Origin of the sequence: Rhodoblastus sphagnicola (assembly GCF_002937075.1) — a bacterium.
In the GTDB taxonomy this organism is placed as follows: domain Bacteria; phylum Pseudomonadota; class Alphaproteobacteria; order Rhizobiales; family Beijerinckiaceae; genus Rhodoblastus; species Rhodoblastus sphagnicola.
Window position 1 is genome coordinate 1 of record NZ_NHSJ01000111.1, and the last position, 24058, is coordinate 24058.

Genomic DNA, 24058 nt, shown 5'->3' on the forward strand with positions numbered 1-24058 from the left:
GTATCCCTCCGCCGTGGGCCGCAGGGATCGGCGTTTGAGGCTATACAGCGGGGTGCAGGACGCCATCGGACTTGAACGTCTTTATGGCTTCGGCGAGAGTGAGGCCACGATTAAGGCAATGCAACTGTCCGGTGTGGCGATGCCACTGGATGTTGAAGCGATCGCGGCTGATCCAGTCCAGGCGCGCGAAAGGAGCATCGAACTCCTCGCCAAGGTTGTCCTCGAATCCGGAGCGATAGCGAACGATGAAGCGATAGTTGGCTCCGCGTCACTTGCCGAGGATGTCGATGGGATAGTTGAACTCCGTCGACCGGATCGCGGGCAGGAAACGCGGCCGAAGGTATTCGGCAATCAATCGTTCACAAGCCGCCGTGACGCTGGCTTTTTCAGTCTGGGAGATTGTGGCTGCTGGCATGCTCAAGCCGCCCCCTGAGCGGAAATCGCCTTTGTTCCTGGCGTCCAGTTCCAGGGCAGCAATTCCTCCAACCGGTGCGCGGGGTGGCCTGCGATGCGGGCGAGGACGTCGGCCAGCCAGGTCTGCGGATCGACGCCATTCATCTTGCAGGTGGCGATCAGACTGTACATCGCCGCGGCGCGCTCGCCCCCGCGATCCGAACCGCAGAACAACCATGATTTTCTTCCCAGAGCGATCCCTCTCAAGCCTCGTTCGGCGGCGTTGTTGGACATGCAAACGCGGCCATCTTCGAGGAAAAGCGTGAAGGCGGCCCAACGCTTGAGAATGTAGTTGATCGCCTTGACCAGATCATGCCCGCGCGACAGCCGGGCGGCCTGCTCGCGCATATAGGTTTGGAGATCCTCGACCAGCGGCCGGCTCCGTTCTTGTCGAACCGCCAGACGCTGCGCGGCGCTCTTGCCGTTGATTGACCGCTCGATCTCGAACAGCGCGTCGATGCGGCGCACGACCTCGATGGCGATCGGCGACAACGGGATTTCCTTCTTGCCGGCAGCCTTGCGACGGGCGTTTTCCTCGATGTCGGCCATGGCGAAGAACGGGCGCCGCGCGTGCGTCCAGCACGCCGCCTCTCGGATCGGGCCGGGCCTTCGGCCAGCCTCATAGAGCTTGCCGTAGCCGTCATAGGCGTCGGCTTGCAGGATGCCGGCATAGTTCGCCAGATGCGCCCGCGGATGCTCGCCCCGGCGATTGCGCGAGTAATAGAACATCGCCGCCGGCGCCCCGGCGCCGCCGAAGGGCTTGTCGTCGCGCACGTAGACCCAACATCGACCTGTGTCGGTCTTGCCAGCGGCCAGAACGGGCACGGTCGTATCGTCGCCGTGCAGCCGCTCGGCCGCCATCACGTGTTTCTCCACCAGCCGCCGGATCGGCGCGAGCGCCGCGCAGACCGACCCCACCGCGTCCGCCATGGTCGACAGCGCGATCGGCACGCCCTCCAGGGCGTAGCGTTCGGCCTGACGGTTCAACGGCTGGTGCTGGCCGAACTTCTCGAACACGATCATCGCCAGCAGGCTCGGCCCGGCCCATCCCCTCGGGATGGCGTGGAAGGGCGCGGGCGCCTGGCTGATCTTCTCGCAATCGCGGCACGTGAACTTCTCGCGCACCGTCTCGATCACCTTCCATTGGCGCGGCTGCGTTTCCAGCGTCCGCGTCACCTCCTCGCCGAGCTTGCGCAGCCGTTTGCCGCCGCAGCAGGCGCAGGTCGTCGGGGCTTCGATCACCACGCGCTCGCGCGGGAGATGGTCGGGAAACGTGTTGCGGTCGGGGCGCTTGCGCGTGAATGCGCGCACGGTCGTGGTGTGGGCGACGGCTTTTTCCGCCGCCAGTTCGTCTTCCGTGGCGCTGGCCTCCGCCTCTTCGAACGCCAGCGCCAATTGATCGACCAGGCGCGCCGAGCGCTCCGACTTTTGTCCGTAGACCTGGCGCTCCAGCAGGGCGATCCGCAGCTTCTGCTGCGCGATCAGCGCCGTGTCTTCCGAGGCTTTCGCCCGCGCCACCGCCAGTTCCGCTTTCAGCGCGGCGTTTTCTTCGGCAAGGGCGAGGCTGGCGGCGTCCATGACGCGAGTGAATCATAAATCGCGCGATTCGAGGCGCCCCAAAATGCGTTCGACCCCAGAATTTTCCGCCTCATCCGGCGCTGGTCGGCCGCCAGGTCAATTGCGGATTTCGCCAGTCAATTCCCTCAAGCATGCAGGCCATCTGAGAGGCCGAGATCGAAACCACGCCGTCTTTCGCCGAAGGCCAGACGAACTTTCCGCGGTCCAATCGCTTCGCATACAGAGATAGGCCGACGCCATCATGCCAAAGAATTTTCGCCAGATCTCCTCGGCGCCCCCTGAAGACGTACAGGTCGCCGGCATGGGGGTCACGCTTCAACTGCTCCTGCACCTGAAGCGCCAAGCCCTGCATGCCCCGGCGCATGTCGGTGTGGCCCATGGCGATCCAAACGCGGCATCCCGAGGGGATTGGGATCATGATCGCAAAGCCTTCAAGGCCGCCGCGATCGCCGACGACGGCGCGCCGGCGTGGATGCGCACGCGCGCGTCCTTCATCTCCACCTCGATGACGGCGGAAGCCGAGTTGCTCAACGATATCGGCGAGGGCGCCGCCGCCGGCGCCGGCTCAATGACGATCGGCGCAAATCCACCGGCATCCGCTTCAACTGCTTCGCGCATCTCGCGGCGCCATTTGAAGACAAGGCTCGTGCAAACGTCTTCGCGACGCGCCACTTCCGCGATCACCGCCCCGGGCTCGGAAATGGCAGCAAGAATCCGCGCCCGGTCTTCGTCGCTCCACCGCCGGCGCCGCTCGGCGCCGGAAATCACCGTCATACGTCCCATGCTGCGCAGCTAACCTCGCTCATAAAGCCGATATAGCTGCGCAGAATCGCTCCGCGGGCCTGAATCCCGCAAGGCGCGTCACGCCGGAAGGATACTGTGGGAGTGTCCGAAATTTTGTGTGTGGACCGGGTTGACCATCACGCCGTGACGAACCTTTCGTCGAACGTGATGGCGAATTGGGTCGTAGCCTAGCGCCATTCGCGCGGTGGCATTTTTCCATTGTCCCGCGACCTGGCTTCAACGCTGCGTCGTCCGTCGGAAAATGGCCTCGCGTGCGCGCGGCGCAGCTTCGCGTTCAGGAATTCGATGGCGTTGGTCGTATAATGATCCTTCGCACCGCGACCGGAAAGGCAAAAAACGGGATGACATGCGCCCAGTTTCGTCTCCAGCTCTGGGCGATCGAAGGGTATTTCCGTCCCCATGGCCCGGCGTGGAAAGCGTCGAGCGCCGCTGCCGCCGCGTCGGCGTCGTTCGCCCGATAGACGGTCTTCAGCACCGCAGCGACCGCATTGCGGTCCCTCCATGACGCAAAATCCATCGAATTACGGATGAGATGCACGATGCAGGTCTGCACGATCGTTTGCAGAAACACCGCGTTGATCGCGTCCGGAAAACCTTTTAGGCCATCGACAACGGCGATGGGAATGTCGTCAACGCCTCGGTCTTTCAGCTCATTCGTCGCACGCAGCCAGAATTTGGCGCCCTCCGAAGTCTCGAGCCACGGGCCCAGAATATCCTTGGTTTCATCAGGCCGGACGCCAAGTGCGACATAGATGGCTTTGTTGGGAACCAGCCCCTCGTCGCAGATTTTGAAGCGCAGGTCGTCGAAGAAAACCAGCGGATACATGCCTTCCAGAGGGCGGTTCTGGCATTCTGCGACTGTTTCCGGAACCGCATCGGTGACCGTCGAAATCAGGTCCGACGAGACTTCCAGCCCATAAAGCTTGTCTTATGCTGACCTTCAGCTGGCAGTGCTGCCGCGTCCAATTCGCATGGTTGCACTTCACGGCCCTTCGGGTCATGAGGAATGTGCTGGCTAACGCCACCAAGAGCGGGCGACGCGTCCTCTCGGCGTTCATCGCCACCGCCTTAGCCCAGGACGACGCCGAGGCCGCCCGCGGCCAATGGCGCAAGGTCGCCGACCAGTTGCGGCCAAAGACGCCCAAACTCGCCGCCTTGATGGACGAGGCCTAAGCCGACGTGCTCGCCTACATGGCGTTCCCGGCGGCGCATCGGACCAAGTTGCACTCGACCAATCCGATCGAGCGCCTCAACGGCGAAATCAAGCGGCGCACCGAAGTCGTCGGCATCTTTCCCAACGAAGACTCCATCACCCGCCTGATCGGCGCGATCCTGCTGGAAGCCAACGATGAATGGGCGGTGCAGCGAAGCCGTTACATGACGCTTGAGACAATGGCGCCATTGAGCGATGATCCGCTCGTCAGCCTGCCCGTCGCGGCCGCTTGACGCATCCCGGTTTCGCCAGGAAAACGACGGCGCCTACGGTCACCTGCGCCACGCGTGGGAGCACGATCGCAGAATTGGCTTTGCTTCTGTGACGTTCGATACCATACGGCTGTGTGAGGACGCCCATGAACGGTGGTGTGGAAGAGGAGGAACTGCGAGGCTCCCCCTATCCCGATTTGGAGGACTCCATGAAATTCGAACAAGAGCCAGAAACGATCTTCGCCTTGGCCACAGCTCACGGTCGGGCGGCGCTCGCAGTTGTGCGACTTTCAGGGAGCCAGACGTCAAAGATTGTTAATGCGATAGCAGGCAAACTTCCGAGACCAAGAACGGCGTCTTTGGTCCAACTCCGCGATCCGGCTTCGAATAGTATCATTGATCATGCTTTGGTCACTTGGTTCCCTGGGCCAGCTAGTTTTACCGGCGAAGATTGCGCTGAATTTTCGGTTCACGGGTCGAGAGCAATCGTTGCCAAACTCGTCCAAGTTCTCGGTAAATTTTCCGGCGCCAGGATTTCCCAACCAGGTGAATTTAGCCGCCGCGCTCTCGAAAACGGCAAGATGAGTCTCATTGAAGTTGAATCGCTCGGTGATCTTATCTCCGCAGAAACCGAGCAGCAGCGAATATTGGGTATCAATGGCCTCTCTGGGAAATTCCAGCGTATACTCGACGAGTGGCGGACACAAATAATTGATGTGATTGCACATGTTGAAAGTAGCCTAGATTTTTCAGATCAAGAAGACATACAAATTTATGATGAGTCTTTTGTTATAAAAAGTTCACAAAATATAGTAAATTCTATATCAAATATAATATCTAATAAAATTAGAGGAAGTATATTGCGTAGTGGTGTTACTGTTCTGCTATCTGGTCCACCAAATTCCGGAAAATCAACTCTTCTTAATGAGTTGTCGTGTCAAGATATCGCAATAGTATCAGAAGTACCAGGAACGACTAGGGATCTTATTGAAGTTCGTTTGGATATGAATGGATACCTAGTTAATATTATTGACAGCGCTGGTATTCGCAAATCTGATGATTTGATTGAATCAATAGGCATAAACCGCGCTATCGAGCGGGCGCAAACCGCCGATCTCATTCTTTGGTTGTGCGACCACCGCAATATTGTGTCTCCGGCGGCACATTTGGGTTCATCGTCGGTATGGAGGATATACACCAAGTATGACATCAAGGCTCAAGAACCACTGCTAAATGACAATCTCAAAATTTCTGACGCAGATCATGATGACGGTGGCCTCTGCATTTCCGCGTTGTCAGGATATAACCTTGACGAGTTGGTTCGGCGCCTTAGCGAGTTTGTTGCTAGCAACGTTGTCGGCGAAACAAGCGACGTTATCGTAAACGAACGGCAGATGGCAGCGCTCGAGAGAGCGCGCAATTCGCTAAGCCAAATCTCCGTTGGAATGTTTCCCGAGGTAGTTGCGACCGCCCTTAGGGAGGCGATGTTCGAACTGGAAATTCTCATTGGAAAAATTGGTGTAGAAGACATACTAGGTGAGATATTCTCGCGCTTCTGCATAGGAAAATAGGCGCCAAACGTTGAAAATTCGAGAGTTCGATGTCGTCGTAATCGGTGGAGGCCATGCGGGCTGTGAAGCTGCAGCAGCGTCCGCGCGCGTAGGCGCGGCAACTGCATTGGTGACGCAAAGGGTAACAGCAATCGGCGAATTATCGTGTAATCCGGCTATTGGCGGCTTGGGTAAAGGTCATCTGGTTCGTGAAATTGACGCGCTTGACGGGTTGATGGCGCGCGCTGCCGACGCTGCCGGAATCCAATTTCGTCTTTTGAACCGTTCAAAAGGCCCAGCCGTAAGAGGACCCCGTGCCCAAGTCGATCGAATGTTGTATAGGCAAGCGATCGTAGCATTGTTGAAGAACGAAGCGAATCTTACCATAACCGAAGGAACAGTCGTAAATTTGGAGCGTGGACGGGATCGCCAATTCACCGTGCAAATGCATGACGGTCAAGACTTGGTTTGTGACGCTGTTGTTGTGACGACGGGGACTTTTTTGAATGGAAGGATATTCATCGGCGAGAAGTCCTGGCCAGCAGGGCGGATGGGTGACACATCGTCCGTTGATCTAAGCGCAACGTTGTCTCGATTTGGCTTCAAGATCAACCGTTTGAAAACTGGAACCCCGCCGAGGTTGGATCGCAATTCGATCGATTGGAATCTTATAGGACGCCAACCTGGCGACGACCAACCGGAATTCTTTTCGGTCTTTTCCGATCGCGTTTTGCACGATCAAGTTTCTTGTGGAGTTACACACACCACACAAAAAACCCACGACATAATTAGGCAAAACATCCACCGAGCGCCCGTCTATTCCGGTCAAATTTCGGGTCGCGGGCCAAGGTACTGCCCTTCAATCGAGGATAAAGTTTGCCGTTTCAGTGATCGCGATACTCATCAGGTATTTCTGGAGCCAGAAGGGCTAAACGACAACACTGTTTACCCGAATGGGATTTCGACATCCTTGCCGGAGAATGTCCAAGGTGAGTTTCTTCGTACGATTCCCGGCCTCGAACGTGTGAAAATACTGCGCCCCGGATATGCGGTCGAATACGATTTTGTGGATCCACGTGAGTTAAGGCCCACGCTGGAGTCCAAGCAGGTAAAAAACTTATATCTTGCTGGCCAGATCAACGGAACAACTGGGTACGAAGAGGCGGCGGCGCAGGGACTTGTTGCTGGACTGAATGCTGCTCTGCGTCTTACGAAATGTCAGGAAGCGACATTCAGTCGATCCGATGGATATCTCGGTGTCCTGATAGACGACCTGATCACGCACGGAGTGAGTGAACCCTATAGAATGTTTACGTCACGGGCGGAATTTAGATTGTCCCTGCGGTGTGACAATGCGGACGAGAGATTGACGCCACGCGGCATCGCTATTGGTTGCGTTAAGCCCCCGAGAGCTAAACTCTTTCAAGAGAGCCAAGAGCAGGCAGTCAGGCTCCGAACCATTCTAACAAACCACACGCTATCGCCTTCGCACGCAAAAAAGCTAGATTTGCCCATCAATATGGACGGGGTTAGGCGGTCGGCATTTTCTATCCTATCATACCCAAGCATTGCATTTTCAGACTTGGCCGTGATATGGCCTGAACTCTGCGCTTTCAACAAAAAGGTGGTTAATAAAATAGAAAATGATGCAAAGTATTCAGTTTATCTTGAAAGACAAACGACAATGGTCTCGAATTTGCTACGGGACGAGGCGCTGAAACTATGCTCGGACATTGATTACGATTCTATAGTAGGCCTGTCAAACGAGGTGCGAGCGAGGCTAAAGGACACCCGCCCGGTCAGTATTGGCCAAGCCAGCCGGATTGAAGGGGTCACGCCTGCGGCGCTAACGATTCTCCTTGCTTGGACGAAGAGGGAGGCTCTCAAAGAGAAGGCTTCGAAGCAATGAGCGCTCAAGAGCAGAGAGTGAGGGATCACTTGCGATTGGCTCTGAGGGACGAGCAGCGCATGAGATTGGAAATATACGAAGCGATTCTCCGGAAATGGCAACGAACGGTAAATTTGGTCGGCAGTTCAACAGTTGATCGCATCTGGGAGCGACACTTCGCTGATTCTTTGCAGTTGGCCCCACTTGCCGGAGCTTGGAATAATTGGATAGATATCGGGAGCGGCGCTGGTTTCCCTGGGTTGGTCATCGCGTTAACTGCCGCAGATTCAGGTCGAGTTGTTCATTTGGTGGAGTCGGATAGACGGAAAGCGGCGTTTTTGGCGGAAGTTTCACGTGAAACCGGCGCCTCCGTTCAAATTCACGTCGATCGAATTGAACGCGTAGTTCCTGAACTAATCTCTATGATAAGATTTGACATCATCTCGGCTAGGGCTCTCGCGCCGCTGAAAGTTTTGATAGGCTATGCTCGCCCCGTGCTCCTTCAAGGGGGGCGCGGGTTGTTTTTCAAGGGGAAAGAGTTGGCGGCTGAATTGACCAACCTCTCCGGTCGCGATAGCGTCACTTATGAGACGGTAACGAGTCTTACCGACCCTGCCGCGAGAATCGTAATCGTGCAGAGCTTGAAAAGTTAATACGCGCCGTCTGGAGCGAAAAATGGAACATCAAGACTGTATTCGAGTTCTTGTGCTCGCCAATCAAAAAGGCGGTGTGGGAAAGACGACTACGGCAATCAATCTCGGAACCGCGCTCGCGGCAATCGGTGAGACCGTTTTAATTGTAGATTTGGATCCCCAAGGAAATGCATCCACGGGCCTCGGCATTGACCCGTCGAAGAGAAAAGTGTCGACTTACGACGTGCTGACCGGTCAAAAAACACTAGCTGCCGCTATTCAGTCAACAGTTGTTCCACGTCTATATATCGTGCCATCCACGATGGACCTATTGGGTCTTGAACTGTCTATCGCCGATCATGTTGATCGTTCATTCAAGTTGAAACACGCTTTGGCGGTCTTCGCTAATGATAATAAAAGTCGTTCAGATAAGATCACGTATGTACTTATTGACTGCCCGCCTTCTTTAAATCTACTAACGATAAATGGTTTGGCCGCAAGTGATAGTGTATTGGTTCCGTTGCAATGTGAGTTCTTTGCGTTAGAGGGTTTATCACAACTTTTATCTACCGTTGAACATGTCAAGCGCAGCCTTAATCCTGCTTTAACAATTCATGGTGTCGTCTTGACTATGTTCGATGGGCGAAATAATCTTGCGAGCCAAGTCGTGGCAGATGTTCGCTCTTTCTTGGGTAAGAAAGTGTACGAAACTATTATACCGCGCAATGTTCGTGTTTCGGAGGCTCCATCATATGGCAAGCCTGTTCTGCTTTATGACCTGAAGTGTACTGGTTCTCAGGCCTACCTGAAGCTTGCTTCGGAGGTTATACAAAGAGAGCGCGAATTGCGCGCAGCGTGATTGATACAGCTGGTTCATCAAGGTGACTAACCTTGATTATTCGGGGTAATGAGATGATTGACGACGCGCGTCCTAGATTGGGACGAGGTCTTGCCGCCCTCATTGGAGAAAATCTTCCAATTGAGGCTACGGGTGGCGCTGCTGGCCAGCGAACAGCCCCAATTGAATTCCTGCGACCCAACCCGCGAAATCCGCGGCAACATTTCCCCGACGAGAGCCTTCAGGAACTTGCCGACTCAATCCGTGAACGTGGAATTATTCAGCCTATTCTCGTTCGTGAATTGCAAGGCGTTCATAATGCCTATGAAATCATTGCTGGCGAACGACGTTGGCGAGCTGCGCAACGGGTGGGCTTACATGAGGTGCCGGTCGTTGTGGTTGAAGCAGACGATCGTCTGTCGCTTGAGCTTGCGATCATCGAGAATGTACAAAGATCCGATCTCAATGCAATTGAAGAGGCTATGGGGTACAATCGTTTGATTGACGAGTTCTCTTACAGTCAGGCCGACTTAGCAAAACTCTTGGGGAAAAGCCGAAGTCACGTCACGAACACCCTTAGATTGCTCAAACTGCCGGAAACTACGCAGGCTTTTGTGGTCGACGGCCGGATATCCGCTGGTCACGCCCGAGCTCTGTTGTCGTTGGATGACCCCAGTTCGGTCATCCAGCGTATCGTTGATGGAGGTCTAAGTGTTCGCGACGTAGAGCGCTTGGTCGCCGCCAAGGGGGCAGAAAAGAAACCCTTGAAAAATCCGAGCGAAAAAGCTCCAGACATAAAGCGAATCGAAAAGGAAGTTTCCGATGCCTTGGGCGTCGCGTTCAGCGTAACCACGCGCGGTGAGGCCGGAACTATTACCTTAAAATTTACGGCGATCGAACAGTTCGATCTGATTACTAGCAAGCTGCTCTCTTAATCGCACTGCCACATTGCGAAACGGGTCGCCGGGATTCGTCATCCGGGGTCATTCGGAGCCGCCGCGCGGATCATCCGATTCATGGATTAACGCGACGCCAGCTCACAACTGGCGAGCGATATTCTCGACGATCATTGGATTGAACCCGTCGAAGACAATGGCGCCTCGCTGGAACGCAAGACCGCGCGCCAGAAAAATCCCCATGAAGTCTGCTCATTGCCTTGGCTCGCGTGGACCGTCGCGCGTCTGGGGGATGGCATTGCCATTACAAACCACCACGACCGCGCCATCTATGCACATATTTTCATAGCCATGGACACATGAAGTCCCCCGGCTTGGCCGGAAAATCGTCACCGCTGCGAACTCCAGGATTCAGCAGACCCTGCAGAGACGCGACGTGTTCTGTCTTCGAAACCGCGAACGGATAGAACCAGAAGCGCAGGCGCCACCTGTTGTTGCAGCAATGGCGCGATGACCGGCGTCATTGCCGCTGTAAAATGATTGGAATCAAGAAAGTAACTGGTGCGGTCGTCGTGCAGCCGGCAAGAGCCCGTGGGGCAAACGATCGCCCTGGGGTCAATCAGGAGTGCGTCGCCGGCTATCTGGCGCAGGCTGTCCTGGAGGCGATCGCGCTCTCCGGCGCGAACCTCCCTCAATTGCGTCAACGCCGCTGTTATCTGCCGCGTGTCCGTAATGGGTCCGATGCGGTCCAGCGTCTCCGGAATGCCCTCTATTGTGAGCGGCGGCCCGATCATCACGACCTTTCCTGATCTGCGCGTGAGTTGCGCCAGCGTGCCGTCGATGATTTCCCGCCAGAGGGCGACGCCGTCTCCAGTGGCGGGAGCTACACCAGACCCGCGTTCAACGAAGAGTGTCCCGCCATAGCCGGCCCAGTTCTGCGCCCAGACAACCACATCGTAGCGCGACTTGCCGTGAAATATGGTATCGCGGAACAAGCGGCATTCCCGGTCAACTCCATGATTGACGATTCGCAACGCGCCCCATCCGAGCACGCATCCCCCGCGAGTCACGACAGTCACGTCGGCCGCTCGAAATTGCGGTATACCCATCAAAGCCGGAACGTAGTTTTGCATCATCGAATCGCCGAATATCAGCACCTTCCTGCCGCTCTCCGCAGTTCCTTCCTTCAACACGCCGTCGCGATAGCCGCGCAGGAATGCGAATTCCACCTCCTCGGCGTAGTCCCGCTTCTCGGGAGCCAGCGCCATCCGCTGCGGCCAGCCATTGGTCATGACCAGCACGCCCGTTAGTGCGATTGCGGTGAAGCCGGCGAGTCCGACTCCCGCCGCCTCGCGCCATCGGCGTTCGCCGGCGCCGAGCCGCCATGGCTTTTCCACGCCGTAGTGCAGAAGCGCGCCCGCCGCAATCGAAGCGACCAGGAGCAACCACTTCTCAATCGTCTCGAACTGATCCCCGTGGAGGTATCTCGCATAGACGACGATCGGCCAGTGGGCGAGATAGATGGAGTACGACAGCCTGCCGACCCATGTCAGCAGCGGCAGGATGAGGAGGCGATTGACGGCGTGCGCGGAGCCCGCGACGACGACCAGAAATGTTGCGAGCGCGGGCGCGGCGCTGGCGAACCCGGGAAACGGCGTGCTTTCGTCGAAGAGTACGGCGCACACCACCAATGCCGCGAGGCCGAGACCCGAGAGCCACTGAGCGGCGCTCGCATCAATTGGCCGCAGCCTGCGCTCGACCTCGACGGCAAGCGCCCCGATGAGCAACTGATGCGCCCGAAAGGGCAAGAGGAAATAGGCTTGGGCGGGATTGCGTCCGATCCAGAATTGCGAGAGCAGGAGTCCACAAACGCATGCCGCTCCGATCAGGACAAAAGAGAACCTCCGGAAGAGCCTGATCCTGTAAATGAGCCAAAACGAAAGCGGCCAGACGAGATAGAACTGCTCTTCCACGCCCAGGGACCATGTGTGAAGCAGCGGCTTGAGCTTGGCCGCGGTCGCGAAATAGCCGCCGGCGCTCGAAAAATAAAAGTTGGAAACAGATAATAACGTCGCGATCGACGAAGACCCCAGTTCCTTCAAATGAGGAGGTGAGAGGATGATCACGCCCGCGACAACGGTCAGGGCTGTGGTCGCCACGGTCGCCGGGTACAGTCGCCGGAGGCGCCGGATGTAAAACGCTTTCAGGGAAAACGCTTCGCTGTCGAGGTCGTGAAGCAGCAGGCGCGTAATGAGATAGCCGGAAATGACGAAGAAGACGTCCACCCCGACATAACCGCCCGCGCAAAGAGGAAAAGTGCAATGGTAGAGCAGAACCAGCAGCACAGCGACGCCGCGCATTCCCTCGATTTCCGCGCGAAACGGCGGAGCCTGCTCCCCGCTCCGTGGCGCCGGAGCGATGCCGGGCTTATGGTCGGGCGTCGTTTGGAGCGGTCGAATCACCGCGATTGCCGCATTGTTCGGGGCAAGGCAAGGCTCCCATCACCAAGAGTTACAAGTCGGCAGAAGGCACTCTTTCGTTTCAGGCGCATCGCGCGTTCCGGTGAGGCGAACTGCGGAGCGACGTCGCGAGCACATCGAAACTCAGTGGCGGCATTCTCAAAAAACTCCAGCTTGAACCAAGCTTCGCCTTTTGCGCTTGTCTTTGCGCTATGAGACGCGGATTATTAAATATTAAATCGATCCCTGATTAAAATCAACTCGGAATATAAACATAAAATATTCACTCCCCTGCCTGGCGCGTCGCCGGCGAGAGAGAGCCTGGCGTGAAAAGCCACGATCATCTCGTTCTCCGGCAAATGATTTTGCGCTCGGTCCGGCTGGCCGGAAGCTGTCGTCGTATCGATGGCGACTAGGGGCGCCACTGGCGCGCCGCCGCGCCGGGCCCTCTGTCTTGATCGCGGAAAAGGCGCCCCTTTCAATGTAAAGATTTAATTTATCTTGATTTGAATTGACATTTAATAATGTGCGCCGCAAATTCATTCCAATTGACCTGTCGAGCGAACGACGGTGATTGGTTTCGGGTACGAGCGAGGGGACGACGTGAGCGACTATCCGGAAAACAACGGCAACGGCAACGGCAACGGCAACGGCAATGGCGACGTCGTCGGACCGCCTTCGATGACGATTACGCTATGCATCGAGTCGGGGGTGCTGGAGCCGCTCACGCTGCGGATGGTGGATAGCCTGCGCCGCTTTGGCGGTCGCTTCGCGGATTTGGACGTCATCGCCGTCACACCACGGCTTTCTCCACCGCTTGCGCCCGAGACCCGTCGCCGCATGGAGGAACTCGGCATCAGGCATCTGCGCGTTTCGCCAAACACCCCCTATGCTTGGCACGGTTACATGAACAAAGCGGAAGCGCTCGCCGCAGTAGAGGCTAACGTTGCGACGGAGGCGATCACCTGGCTCGACAGCGACATTCTGCTTCTTCAAGAGCCCAGCGAGCTGGAACTGACGCCCGGGGTGGATTTCCTCGCCAGCGCCGCTGATGCCGGAGTGATAGGATCTCACGGACCGACTGATCCCAACGACGCATTTTGGAGCCGCGCCGCCGCCGTTTTCGGAAAAGTCGCCGACGATCTGCCATGGCTTCAGACCGGAGACGGGCATCGAATTCGATTCTATTGGAATTCCGGTGTGTTCGTGTACAGACGCGAAACAGGTCTCGGCAAGGCGTACCTCGCCGATTGCAAGACCTTCCTCGACCGGCATGTGGCCAAGACGCATTTGCAGCTGCACTTCATGGATCAAGTCGTACTGGGGCTCACCGCGCTTCGGCTGGGGCTGGCGTGGAAGGCGATACCGGATTCGCACAATTTCCCAGTATGCAGTTTCCTGCCCGAAAATTACGATGCCGCCAAAGTGGCTGGCGTAGAAGTGCTCCACTTCCACGATTCCATGGATCCCGCGCTGTGGCCCAGTCTGCTGGACACGCTCGCGGCACATCCGCATGTGCGCGCCTGGCTCACACCGCAAGGTCCGATCGCGCCGCCACGTTCCGTGTCGTCGTCGCTCGCGCGCGAGGCGCTTCGCATGGTCCGTGGCGCGCGCAGGCGGGCCTATTACGCGGCATCCGGTTTCACGAAAGTCTGGAATCCGCTTGGCGCGTAAGTCGGTTCGGGCGGCTTGCGTCAGGCCGCGACATGAGGTGGATCATGGGTATTGATTTGACGGGCCTTCGCGCGCTGAATTTTGCATATCGCGTCTATGATTTCGATTTTACGAGCACGGTGACGCTCGGCCGGCACGAGATCCATTTCTGGAAACAGGAATTCGATACGCTGCGAAACAATTTCGATTTCGCTTATGACGAGACATTGGCGCTCGGCGACTTCTGCGAGCCTCTGCTGCAAAAACTCGGGGCCAGGACCATAACGTCCATAGACGCGTCCGCCTTTGAAGGCGCATCGTTCATCCATGATTTCAATCGCCCGGTTCCGGAAAGCCTGCACAACCAATTCGATACATTCCTGGACTTCGGAACGATCGAGCACGTCTTCGATGTCGCGCAAGTGATCGAAAACATTGTGAAGATGATCAAACCGGGCGGCAAGATCCTGGTGGTCACCAATGCGAACGGTTTTCCCGCGCACGGCCTGTTTCAGTATTCGCCGGAGTTCTTCTATAGCGTCTTCAGTGAGCGCAATGGCTTCCGCAACACGAGCATTTTCCTGGTCGACACGTCCAGTCCGAAGCTTTGGCATCTGATACAGCGCCCGGCAGCGCTCAAGCGGCGCAGCGAAATTCCATTCGAAAAACAGATGATGATGGTGGTGTTTTCCACCAAGTCGCAAGACGTGGATCAGTTGAGCGTGATTCAGTCCGACTATGAAGACACCTGGACACGGTTTGAAGCCAAAGACTGGAGCCGATGGAACGCGCAGGACATACCGAAATGGAAGAAGGCTCTGCACGAACTGGTTGGCCCTTACGCCTATCGCGTGGCCGCACAAAAGTTGCTCTCGTTCGGGGTCCGCCACAAATATAGGCTGGATCGCACCTTGATCAACCCGGATGAGGTCGATCCCGGGAGTTTCGTCGGGAAGTTCGTCGCTTCGGCGACCGACATGTCGCTGCGGGCGCCAATTGAGATACATTGATTCGGCCGCGAGAGACGCCGACTTATCAAGACAATGCGTCGGCCAGCGCACATTGCCAAAAGGTACGAGGTTTTCGGAAACGAATGTTGTTTCGAGTTGGAACCTGCTCCGGTTTCCCTAAGGGAGCGGCGTCTTGAAAGTATGCTCGATATCTCTTCGTGCTCTCTTCCGCAGGCTGATTTGCATGAAATCTGAATCCTGCGGCTGTCGTCTGTTAAGCGGAAAGTCTGGCCCGCGCCTATGGCGGATTTCGCCGCTGAAGGCCCTCGGACTGAGCATATCCGTGGCGGCGTTTTTGGGCTCGGCGCCAAGAACGGCCAGCGTGGCTTCGGCGGCCGTGGCGATCGGGGATGGCTCGTCCAACGCGTCGGCCGGAGCGCCGCAAGTTCCGAACGTGCTGAAGTCCTACGGAGCGAATGTCCCGACATGGCGCGTCGCCGGCGTGCATTACCATGTCGGCGTCCCGGACGGGCTGATGCTGAAGGACCCTTCCACGATCTCGATGGCCGGGGTATCGGTCGATGCGGTCCACCACATCGTCAAGGTGACCGGGAGCAACGTCACGCTGAACGGCTACGATTTTTCTGGCGGCGGCGGTTGGCAGGTCAATGTTCAGGCGGCAAACACGACGATCAAAAATTGCAACTTCGTCGTTGGCTCCAACAATCTGGTTCCGATCTACGGAACGTCGGGGGCGTCCGACCTGTTCGTCGTCTATTGCACGATCAACGGCGCCGGGCGCGACCCCAGTCCTTCGGGTGGGCTCATTACTTATAGTGGCGACAGCTTCACCGTCGACCATTGCTGGTTGCACGATTCCGGCGGTGACATGATTCAGCAGGAGGGGGGCGGATCCGGCAGCACGATCACGATCGCACACAATCTGATCCAGAATGGCGGTCTGTCGCCCGGCTCGCACGGCGACTACACCCAGCTTCTCACGTCCGGCCCGGCCACGGTGGAGATCAACTACAATATGACCACTCAGGCCGGCGCCATGTCGCAGGGCCTTATGACGGACGCCTACCAGCGCGGCGAGATCACCCACAATGTGATGATCGGCTCCTGCACTTTCTTCACGTCCATGGACATCAAAACCCTTTCGGGAACGATGACGGTTCGGGACAACTATTACGACGCTTCCAAAGCCTATGGCTTCGTTTACCCGAACTCGGGGCCGGACGACTCGAGTCCGCTGTCCGTCTTCATTCATAACGTCGATATGACCAACGGCGCAGTGGTGGAAGATAGTCGGCGCCAATGAGCGGCGCATCGGCCCTCGCGCGGCGCTCAACGCGTTCGAGCATTCGCCGCCGAGGGGAGAGCGCCTGCGCCATGCTTTCTCTCCATCACTCCGCGGCCAGATCGCCCGCGGCCAATGGCGACATCCCCCCGGTCACATAGGCCCCGGCGTTCGTCCGCGCTGCGGCCGCGTCCTCCTTGAAGCCGGCGCGAATCCCAAGGATAACGCCCCAGAGCAGCCACATCGCGTTCCAGAAGTGAACGGTCAGTCCCACGAGCATGAAAACCCAGATGGCCAGCGTGAAGCCGGTTCCGAGGTTCTGCATGTCATCGTCTCTTGGCGGCTGACGGCCGCGTTTGCCGGCGCCGCCAAAATAGGCGCTTATATTGGCCAGCAGCAGCAGGGGGATGATGGGAATTCCAAACCTCAGCGGCATCACCAGCCAAACCGCGTCGACAGTCGCGATGTCGAAAACGTCCTTTTCCACGGAAAATCCAATTTCGTCGAAGCCATAACCCGTCAGTGGCGAAAGCCCGATGTTGTAAAAGGCCCGGTCCCACGTTCCCATGCGGAAATAGCCGGTCGCAGGATCGAACGTCAAATTCGCGATGATCCACGATAAAGGGTGCTCGGTGACAATCCAGATATAGGCAAAGAAACAGGCGACCATCGCCGTGAACGCACGCCATCGCCAAGCGTATCGGTGCAGAAGGGCATCATAGCAATAAACAGCAATGACGATGCCGAAGACAAGGAGCGGCGCCGACGACATCGCCAGCACGCAACCCAAAATGGAGACGCCAACGAACGTCCATTGCCGAGCATAGATGAACAGGGCGCCCGACACGGTACAGAAGGCGCCGTAAAGGATCGGATGCGGAAAAATCGACATGGCCCTTAGGAGCGATCCGCGATATTCCGGCTCCCACGCCAGATGCATGCCGATTATTGGCCCGATCAAGCTGTTGAGCAGCAGGCGTCCCGAAATATGGTCCAGCATCGCGGCCGCAACCGCTATCGCAACCAGAACTTTCAACGCCTTTACGAACCCTTCGACGGCCGCGCGTCCAAGAATGAAGCCGCGTGCGACGAAATATCCCCCCAAAAACTCCACCACGAGCGCCTGCGCGGACGACAGGGATTCATAGCGGCCACCGATGATCGGCGCTGCGACCATCCATGCGCCCACAAGGAGCGCGAACGCGTCGCATGCGACGAAACGCCGTCCCTTGCCAAACATTTGCAACAGCGCGGGGATAAAAAGGATCGAGACCATAAGCCGGGCCGCGTAGAATTTGGAATCGCCGATATAAAATGTCAGGCTCGACGGAACCGCCATTGAAGTCATGATGAGAGCGACAACGCCGGCGTTCGCGTTCCTCGCGGGGACTGCGGCTTCGGAGACGTCGCCAAGGCGTAATTCCCGGTTTCTGCGCACGCTGCTGCGCTCCCTTCCTCGGCGCGTTCGACGACGCCGAAGTTCAACCTCTTCCAACAGATCGCCAAAATGGCACAAATAAATCTAATTAAATAGATGACAGTCGAAAAGATAAAATATACGAATCAAAATTAATCCATCGCTTCGCCGCAAGGCGCTGGAGGGCTGATCGGTCTGCCGCGTCTAACGGGTTCCGAATGACCAGCGTCAAAGCCCGTGAGCCGCGAGAGGCCGGTCGGGACCTCCTCACTGGAGCATGACCGCCAATGACTCAGTTCAATCACGCGCCAGCGTTCCTTGATGAGACCGTTTCTGGCGCGTCCACGCGCGCGCGTCTCGCCAAGCCCGACGCGGAGCGCGGCGGCGCGACCCTGTCGGGCGACTTCCGCTTGCAAGTGCTGCGCAGCCGCGACGAAATCGAACCGTTCCGAGCCTTCTGGACCGCGTGTGCGCCCGGCCGCGACTGCGACCTCGACTTCTATCTATTCGTGACCGAGCACATCGAGGGCTGCCTCCGACCCCACGTCGTGGTCCTGTTCGACGGCGAAAGCCCGGTGGCGCTGCTCGCCGGCCGCATCGACGCGGCCAGGATTCCGGTCAGGGCCGGATATGTCTCGCTTCCCGTTCCCACGCTCAAGATCCTGCGCATCGTGCACGGCGGCTTCTTGGGAGATCTGAACCCGGAACACGCGCAAAGCCTCATCTCCAGCATCCTCGAAGCGCTCAAGGCGGGCGAGGCCGACGCCGCCATGCTGGAATCCATCGACCTGCGTTCGCCTCTGGTCGCATGCGCCCGCACCCTTGCGCCCTGGTTTTGCGCCGACCGACTGGTCCACCCGATCGTTCACCGCTTTCGCGACGTGACCGGCGCGACGGGCGCCTTCCTGGACCAGCTTTCCGTGAGTATGCAAGCGCGACATCGCCGTCGGAGGTCAAAGCTGAAACGCGCCTTCAAGGCGTTTGAGATCAAGCGGTATCATCAGCCCGATTGCCTGTCGGAATTCATGGCGACCGTCGAGAGCATCGCTGCGAAATCCTATCAAAGGGGGATCGGCGTGGGTTTCTCGCGCTCGTCTTTCATTGAGGCGCGGCTTGCTTTCGAGGCGCGCAAGGGATGGCTGCGCGGCTTCGTCCTCTGTCTCGACGGACAACCCAGCGCCTTCTGGATCGGTTCGTTGCGCGACGAGGTCTTCATCAGCACTTATCTCGCGTTCGATCCGGCCCATGCGGACTATGCGCCCGGCATGTATCTGCTGCTGGAGGCGATGGACGCGCTGGTCGCGGAAGCAGCGGGCGCGCGGCTGTTCGACTTCGGCCCCGGCGACGCGGTCTACAAGGAGCAACTGTCGAACAGGTTCGTCGAGGAGTCGCCGGTCTACATATTTGCGCCGCGTCTGAAGCCGCTTGCCGTCAACGCGTTGCGATCGGCGGTCGGCGCCGCGAGCCATGCGGTTCGGCATTCGAGATGGCTGGCGCCGCTGGCGCAGAAGCTGAAGCGCTGGCTTCGCAGCAGGGCCGCCGAAGGCGCATGATCGACCGACGCCACAGGCAAGGGTCGGGAGTTCCTGAAGCGATCAGCGGTTCCAGGCCACCCGGGGCTCGCGGCGAAGCAACGACAGCATGGTCAAGGCCCGGTGCCACCGGACCGCGCCCATCACGGCGATGGCTTGGCGCCGCTCGCGCAACCCCTCGATCCGGTCGCTGGTCATGACGGTGAGCGCGCCGGCGAGCGGGGAGGCGAGCACGAGCAGAGCGCGAACAAACCAGCGCACGCGCCATGCCGGGTCGCTTTCCGCCATGCGCCGGTAATGCGCGATATGCCGATCCCACTTGGCGTAAAGCTCGGTCATTGAGGCGCGGGCAGGGTGGAACACCACCATTTCCGCCACGTAGCGGAATTGCACGTTGGCGGCGCAGGCGCGCTTGCCCCAATCCATGTCCTCCGCGATCTCGATTCCCGCGAACGGTCCGACGCGGTCGAAATCCTCGCGATGCATGGCGAGGTTCAACGTGCCGGCATAGCCATGTTTCTCGATATAGAGCTGGGAGCGGTAGCCGAACACGCTCTCGTAAGCCTCGATGGCGCGGGGGCGGTTCGCGTTCGGGCGCCAGATGCGGACGTCGCCGCCCAGCACGACGCCCGGCGGCGATGAGGCCAAAGTCGAGCTTATGCTCGCGAGCCAGTCCGGGTGGGCGCGGCAATCGGCGTCAATGAAGGCGAGAATATGGCCGAGCGCCCCGGCGACGCCGGTGTTCCGGGCCGGGCCGGGTCCAGGGCGCTTCTCTTCAAGCAGACGCACGCCCGGATGACGCGAAATCACATCGGCGGGCGGAGCCGAAGACCCATTGTCCACGACGACGATCTCGAACAGGTCGCGATCGAGCGACTGCGCCTCAAGACTGGAAAGGCAGGCGTCGAGCGCGTCGGGCTGGTTGAGATGCGGGATAATCACGCTTATCGCAAGCATATTTAATGACATTTACAATACTCCGAATCTGCGCATGTCCCGCGATCATGGCAAGGCGCGCCACGCCACGGCTCCTGAACGATAAAAACCGAGCCCACCAATTAAAATTTAAATCTTGCCGGGTTGCAATTAAATAATAATTGATTATTATCGTTCTTGTTAAATCGGCTTAACCGGCTGCGCGCCGGACGCCCGGTTCTCATGCCAGACGCCAGCGTGAACGAGGGGGATAACGGATGCGCTTGTCGTTCCTGGGATGTCCCATCGACGTGCTTTCCATGGCGGAAACCGTGGAGCGGGCGCGCGATGCGATGCTAAGCCGGCGGCGCCTTCAGCACGTCGCGCTCAACGTCGCCAAGTTCGTCAACATGCGCTCGGACCCGACCCTCGCGGCCGATGTCGCAAACAGCGACCTCGTGGGCGTGGACGGCATGGGCATCGTCTGGGGGGCGCGCGCGCTCGGCCTGCCGGTCAAGGCGCGCGTCGCCGGCGTCGATCTGCTCACGGAGCTTCTCGAACTCTGCGCGCGCGAGGGGTTCAGGCCCTTCTTCCTCGGCGCCCGCGCGGATGTGCTGCAGCGCGCCGCCGCGCGCGCCGCCGAGCGTCATCCCGGTCTCGAATTCGCGGGCTTGCAGCACGGCTATTTCACGCGGGAGCAGGAGCCCGCCGTCGTCCACATGATCCGCGACAGCGGCGCTGACTGCCTGTTCATCGGCATGCCCACGCCGCGCAAGGAAAGGTTTCTCGCCGCGCATCGCGATGACCTCGCGACGCCTTTCGTCATGGGCGTCGGCGGATCGTTCGATGTGCTCGCCGGCGTCGTGCGCCGCGCGCCCCGGTTGGTGCAGCGGCTCGGCTTCGAGTGGCTGTACCGCGTCTTCCAGGAGCCGCGCCGCATGTGGTGGCGCTATGCCCGAACCAACACGCTGTTTGCGGCCATACTGGCGCAAGCCTTCATCCGCCAGCGGCTGAAATCGATAATGGACGGCGGCCTCGCGCCGCCCGCAAGTCGGGTCGGAGGCTGAAAGTGAAAGATCATATTCTCGTTCTGTTGGGAACGCGCCCGGAAGCCATCAAGCTTTTTCCGGTGATCCAGCGGCTGAAGGCGGAAAATGTCGCCGTGACGGTCTGCGCCACGGCGCAGCACCGCGAGATGCTCGACCAGGTGCTCAAACTCGCCCAGATTGCGCCGGACGTCGATCTGAACGTGATGACGCCGAACCAGACCCTCGACCATCTTTCGGCGCGCCTGCTGAACGAAATCGGCGAGGTTCTCGGTCGCGTGAAGCCGACGCGCGTCGTGGTGCAGGGCGACACCGCGACGGCCATGATCGGCGCGCTGGCTTCCTATTACCATCGCATTCCCGTCTCCCATGTCGAAGCCGGCCTGCGAAGCGGCGATATCTATGCGCCCTTCCCGGAGGAGGTGAACCGGAAAATCGTCTGCTCGATCGCAGACCAGCATTTCGCGCCGACGCCGCGCGCCGCCAGCGCGCTGCGCTCCGAAAACGTGCCGGAAGAGCGCATCCACGTCACCGGCAACACGGTGGTCGACGCGCTGATTCTCGCCAAGGCGATGGTGGAGGCGGATCCCTGCATGTCGTCGCGCTGGGACGGCGTCAGGGAGCAGCACGGCAACCGGCGTCTCATCCTTGTGACCTGCCACCGTCGCGAGAACTTTGGCGGCGGCGTGCTCAACATCGTCAAGGCATTGGAGACGATCCTGGCTCGGGAGGACGTCGCGATCGTGCTGCCCGTGCATCCCAATCCCAACGTCCGCGACATCTTCGCCTCGCGCCTCGCCCACCACCCGCGCGTTACCCTGATCTCGCCGCAGGAATACACCGACTTCGTCAGCCTGCTCTCGATGTCCTATCTGGTGCTGACGGACTCCGGCGGCGTGCAGGAGGAGGCGCCGACTTTCGGCAAGCCGGTGCTGGTGATGCGCGAGACCACGGAACGTCCCGAGGGTCTGGAAGCCGGCACGGCGCTGCTCGTCGGCGCCGACTACAACAAGATCGTCGGGGAAACCTTCCGGCTGCTCGACGACGAACAGAGCTACGCGGCCATGGCGCGGTCGCATAATCCGTTCGGCGACGGACACGCCAGCGAGCGAATTGTCAAGGTTCTCCTCCATGCTTGAGTTCCAGAAGGTTTCCGTCATCGGACTGGGCTACATCGGCCTGCCCACCGCCGCCCTCATCGCCAGCCGGGGCATCCAGGTGCATGGCGTAGACACCAATGAGCATGTGGTGCGAACGGTCGCTTCCGGCACGATCCACATTTCGGAGCCGGACCTCGACGGTCTCGTGTCGAAAGTGGTGTCGAGCGGGGCGCTGACGACATCGACCAGACCGCAGCCCGCGGATGTGTTCATGATCGCGGTGCCCACGCCCGTCAACGCCGACAACCGCCCCGACCTTTCGATGGTCCGCGCCGCGGTCGACAGCATCACGGATGTGCTGGAGCCGGGCAATCTGGTGATCCTGGAATCGACTTCTCCCATTGGGACCACCGAAGGCGTGGCGACGCAGATCGTCGAGCGGCGGCCCGACCTCCACGTCGGAGCGAATGGCCACGGCGCCCGTAGCCCGAACGGCAACGGACATGCGAACGGCCATGGCCCCGATGAAACCGCCAACGCCACCATCAACGTCGCCTATTGCCCCGAGCGCGTGCTGCCGGGGCGCATCCTCACCGAACTCATCAACAACGACCGCTGCATCGGCGGCGTGACGCCCGCCTGCACGCGGCGCGCCCAGCGCTTCTACAAGAGTTTCGTGCGCGGCGCCTGCGTGCCCACCACGGCCCGCGCGGCCGAACTGGTGAAGCTGACGGAGAACGCCTTTCGCGACACCAACATCGCCTTCGCCAACGAACTGTCGATGGTGTGCGACCGCTTCGGCATCAACGTCTGGGAAGTGATCGATCTGGCCAACCGTCACCCGCGCGTGAACGTGCTGCGGCCCGGCCCCGGCGTCGGCGGCCACTGCATCGCCGTCGATCCCTGGTTCATCATCGATTCCGCGCCCGACCTCACGCGGCTGATGCGCACCAGCCGCGAGGTCAACAACAACAAGACGCAACAGGTCATCGAACGCGCCGAAGCCCTGATCGAGGAACGCCCCTACGCCGATGTGGCCTGCTGCGGCCTGGCCTTCAAGGCGAACATCGACGATCTGCGCGAGAGTCCGGCGATGGAGGTGGCGCGCCATCTCGCAGCCAAATACGGATCGCGGATCAAGGTCGTCGAACCGAACCTGCGGCGTCCGCTCACGGAGCTCACCGAACTCGGAGTCGAATTCATGGACATCGACACGGCGCTACGCCGCTGCGAGATCGCGGTGCTGCTCGTCGATCACGATGAATTCAAGATGGTTCCGCTCGCCGACCGGCGCCACCTCGACGTCCTCGACACCCGCGGCGTCTGGCAGGATTTGCCAGCGCGCGCCTGATGCGGAAAGCGATTGCGGGAGGACAGCGCATGCATGCCAGCCAGATCGGCGCGGGTGTCGTGGGTAACTGCTACCGGACCCCAAACCTTGTTCGCGACCTCGCCGCCAGCGCTGGGCTGCGCGCGGTCGAAGCGCGGGAGGCGGCGGCGTCACCCATGGTCGCCGACGCCGGGCGGACGGTGGCGCCTGGAGGTCCAGTTCAGGCGCTCGCGTCGGAAAGAGCGAGGGCTTGAGCCCGAAATGAACACGAGCCGCCTTGTCGGCGCCC

At 59.1% G+C, this 24058-nt stretch carries 20 protein-coding genes and 2 pseudogenes; 14 read left to right on the forward strand and 8 right to left on the reverse strand.

From position 1 onward, the window contains the following. On the forward strand, positions 1-433 hold a 433-nt coding region (locus tag CCR94_RS25200), incomplete at its 5' end, for a hypothetical protein (RefSeq protein WP_206605856.1). Here CCR94_RS25200 and tnpC read toward each other — a convergent pair. The 4 genes and pseudogenes from tnpC to CCR94_RS17980 form a co-directional block, all read right to left on the reverse strand. Continuing rightward, positions 418-2031 (reverse strand): IS66 family transposase, encoded by a 1614-nt coding sequence (tnpC, locus tag CCR94_RS17965; RefSeq protein ID WP_104509217.1) that lies wholly within the window; start codon positions 2029-2031, stop codon positions 418-420. The genes CCR94_RS25200 and tnpC overlap by 16 nt on opposite strands. Positions 2032-2101: 70 nt before the next feature. Next, complete coding sequence (gene tnpB, locus CCR94_RS17970; protein ID WP_104509218.1) at positions 2102-2449, reverse strand: IS66 family insertion sequence element accessory protein TnpB; 348 nt, start codon at positions 2447-2449, stop codon at positions 2102-2104. Further along, positions 2446-2799 carry an IS66-like element accessory protein TnpA gene (gene tnpA, locus CCR94_RS17975; RefSeq protein WP_158254824.1) on the reverse strand — a complete coding sequence of 118 codons (354 nt, stop codon included), beginning with the start codon at positions 2797-2799 and terminating at the stop codon, positions 2446-2448. Before tnpA ends, tnpB begins: the two co-directional genes overlap by 4 nt. Before the next feature lie 203 nt (positions 2800-3002). Beyond that, positions 3003-3757 (reverse strand): annotated as a pseudogene (locus CCR94_RS17980) (IS256 family transposase); the annotation flags it as partial. Positions 3758-3777: 20 nt separating this feature from the next. On the opposite strand from CCR94_RS17980, the pseudogene CCR94_RS17985 reads away from it, so the two are divergent. The 6 genes and pseudogenes from CCR94_RS17985 to CCR94_RS18010 form a co-directional block, all read left to right on the forward strand. Next, a pseudogene (locus tag CCR94_RS17985) lies at positions 3778-4281 on the forward strand (transposase); the annotation flags it as partial. A gap of 125 nt (positions 4282-4406) precedes the next feature. Beyond that, positions 4407-5831 (forward strand): tRNA uridine-5-carboxymethylaminomethyl(34) synthesis GTPase MnmE, encoded by a 1425-nt coding sequence (gene mnmE, locus CCR94_RS17990; RefSeq protein ID WP_104509220.1) that lies wholly within the window; start codon positions 4407-4409, stop codon positions 5829-5831. Between the two features lie 16 nt (positions 5832-5847). Further along, a complete protein-coding gene (gene mnmG, locus CCR94_RS17995) occupies positions 5848-7719 on the forward strand; it encodes a tRNA uridine-5-carboxymethylaminomethyl(34) synthesis enzyme MnmG (RefSeq protein ID WP_104509247.1) in 1872 nt (623 codons plus the stop codon). Positions 7720-7778: 59 nt separating this feature from the next. Continuing rightward, positions 7779-8351 (forward strand): 16S rRNA (guanine(527)-N(7))-methyltransferase RsmG, encoded by a 573-nt coding sequence (gene rsmG / locus CCR94_RS18000; protein ID WP_244594121.1) that lies wholly within the window; start codon positions 7779-7781, stop codon positions 8349-8351. Positions 8352-8373: 22 nt separating this feature from the next. Continuing rightward, positions 8374-9189: a ParA family protein gene (locus CCR94_RS18005; protein WP_104509222.1), complete on the forward strand. Its 816-nt coding sequence runs from the start codon at positions 8374-8376 to the stop codon at positions 9187-9189. Between the two features lie 53 nt (positions 9190-9242). Beyond that, positions 9243-10103, forward strand: coding sequence for a ParB/RepB/Spo0J family partition protein (locus CCR94_RS18010; protein ID WP_104509223.1), 861 nt, complete (start codon positions 9243-9245; stop codon positions 10101-10103). A 350-nt stretch (positions 10104-10453) separates the two neighbouring features. On the opposite strand, the gene CCR94_RS18015 is transcribed toward CCR94_RS18010, so the two are convergent. Further along, positions 10454-12526, reverse strand: coding sequence for an acyltransferase family protein (locus CCR94_RS18015; RefSeq protein ID WP_275112824.1), 2073 nt, complete (start codon positions 12524-12526; stop codon positions 10454-10456). A 600-nt stretch (positions 12527-13126) separates the two neighbouring features. Here CCR94_RS18015 and CCR94_RS18020 point away from each other — a divergent pair. Further along, positions 13127-14197 (forward strand): hypothetical protein, encoded by a 1071-nt coding sequence (locus CCR94_RS18020; protein ID WP_104509225.1) that lies wholly within the window; start codon positions 13127-13129, stop codon positions 14195-14197. A gap of 20 nt (positions 14198-14217) precedes the next feature. On the opposite strand, the gene CCR94_RS24675 is transcribed toward CCR94_RS18020, so the two are convergent. Further along, positions 14218-14598 carry a hypothetical protein gene (locus tag CCR94_RS24675; protein WP_146090083.1) on the reverse strand — a complete coding sequence of 127 codons (381 nt, stop codon included), beginning with the start codon at positions 14596-14598 and terminating at the stop codon, positions 14218-14220. Here CCR94_RS24675 and CCR94_RS24680 point away from each other — a divergent pair, their 5' ends adjacent. Both CCR94_RS24680 and CCR94_RS18030 read left to right on the forward strand, forming a co-directional pair. Then, on the forward strand, positions 14599-15186 hold the full coding sequence (locus CCR94_RS24680; protein ID WP_146090084.1) for a hypothetical protein: 588 nt from the start codon (positions 14599-14601) through the stop codon (positions 15184-15186). It abuts the gene before it with no gap. Between the two features lie 283 nt (positions 15187-15469). Continuing rightward, positions 15470-16450: a right-handed parallel beta-helix repeat-containing protein gene (locus CCR94_RS18030; RefSeq protein ID WP_104509227.1), complete on the forward strand. Its 981-nt coding sequence runs from the start codon at positions 15470-15472 to the stop codon at positions 16448-16450. An 85-nt stretch (positions 16451-16535) separates the two neighbouring features. Here the strand turns inward: CCR94_RS18030 and CCR94_RS18035 are convergent, their stop codons facing one another. Further along, positions 16536-17867, reverse strand: coding sequence for a hypothetical protein (locus CCR94_RS18035; protein WP_206605857.1), 1332 nt, complete (start codon positions 17865-17867; stop codon positions 16536-16538). A gap of 266 nt (positions 17868-18133) precedes the next feature. Between CCR94_RS18035 and CCR94_RS18040 the strand changes: the two genes are divergently transcribed. Further along, positions 18134-19399 (forward strand): GNAT family N-acetyltransferase, encoded by a 1266-nt coding sequence (locus CCR94_RS18040; RefSeq protein ID WP_104509229.1) that lies wholly within the window; start codon positions 18134-18136, stop codon positions 19397-19399. 42 nt (positions 19400-19441) lie between these two features. Here CCR94_RS18040 and CCR94_RS18045 read toward each other — a convergent pair whose 3' ends face one another. Then, the gene (locus CCR94_RS18045) at positions 19442-20320 is read right to left on the reverse strand and encodes a glycosyltransferase family 2 protein (RefSeq protein WP_244594122.1); all 879 of its coding nucleotides are present in this window, start codon (positions 20318-20320) and stop codon (positions 19442-19444) included. Positions 20321-20571: 251 nt separating this feature from the next. Between CCR94_RS18045 and CCR94_RS18050 the strand changes: the two genes are divergently transcribed. The 3 genes from CCR94_RS18050 to wecC are packed head-to-tail and all read left to right on the forward strand — an operon-like array spanning position 20572 to position 23790. Continuing rightward, entirely contained in the window at positions 20572-21360 is a 789-nt protein-coding gene (locus CCR94_RS18050) for a WecB/TagA/CpsF family glycosyltransferase (RefSeq protein WP_104509231.1), read from the forward strand. A gap of 2 nt (positions 21361-21362) precedes the next feature. Then, positions 21363-22478 carry a non-hydrolyzing UDP-N-acetylglucosamine 2-epimerase gene (gene wecB / locus CCR94_RS18055; protein ID WP_104509232.1) on the forward strand — a complete coding sequence of 372 codons (1116 nt, stop codon included), beginning with the start codon at positions 21363-21365 and terminating at the stop codon, positions 22476-22478. After that, positions 22471-23790 (forward strand): UDP-N-acetyl-D-mannosamine dehydrogenase, encoded by a 1320-nt coding sequence (wecC, locus tag CCR94_RS18060; RefSeq protein ID WP_104509233.1) that lies wholly within the window; start codon positions 22471-22473, stop codon positions 23788-23790. The genes wecB and wecC overlap by 8 nt, the downstream gene beginning before the upstream one ends. The last annotated feature ends 268 nt before the right edge of the window (positions 23791-24058 follow it).

Excerpts from the sequence above, each read along its gene's own strand:
- tnpB (WP_104509218.1), bottom strand. The coding sequence starts at position 2,449 with ATGATCCCAATCCCCTCGGGATGCCGCGTTTGGATCGCCATGGGCCAC.
- CCR94_RS18050 (WP_104509231.1), top strand. The coding sequence starts at position 20,572 with ATGCGCTTGTCGTTCCTGGGATGTCCCATCGACGTGCTTTCCATGGCG.
- CCR94_RS18005 (WP_104509222.1), top strand. The coding sequence starts at position 8,374 with ATGGAACATCAAGACTGTATTCGAGTTCTTGTGCTCGCCAATCAAAAA.
- rsmG (WP_244594121.1), top strand. The coding sequence starts at position 7,779 with ATGAGATTGGAAATATACGAAGCGATTCTCCGGAAATGGCAACGAACG.
- mnmE (WP_104509220.1), top strand. The coding sequence starts at position 4,407 with ATGAACGGTGGTGTGGAAGAGGAGGAACTGCGAGGCTCCCCCTATCCC.
- CCR94_RS18010 (WP_104509223.1), top strand. The coding sequence starts at position 9,243 with ATGATTGACGACGCGCGTCCTAGATTGGGACGAGGTCTTGCCGCCCTC.
- tnpC (WP_104509217.1), bottom strand. The coding sequence starts at position 2,031 with ATGGACGCCGCCAGCCTCGCCCTTGCCGAAGAAAACGCCGCGCTGAAA.
- CCR94_RS18040 (WP_104509229.1), top strand. The coding sequence starts at position 18,134 with ATGACTCAGTTCAATCACGCGCCAGCGTTCCTTGATGAGACCGTTTCT.
- wecC (WP_104509233.1), top strand. The coding sequence starts at position 22,471 with ATGCTTGAGTTCCAGAAGGTTTCCGTCATCGGACTGGGCTACATCGGC.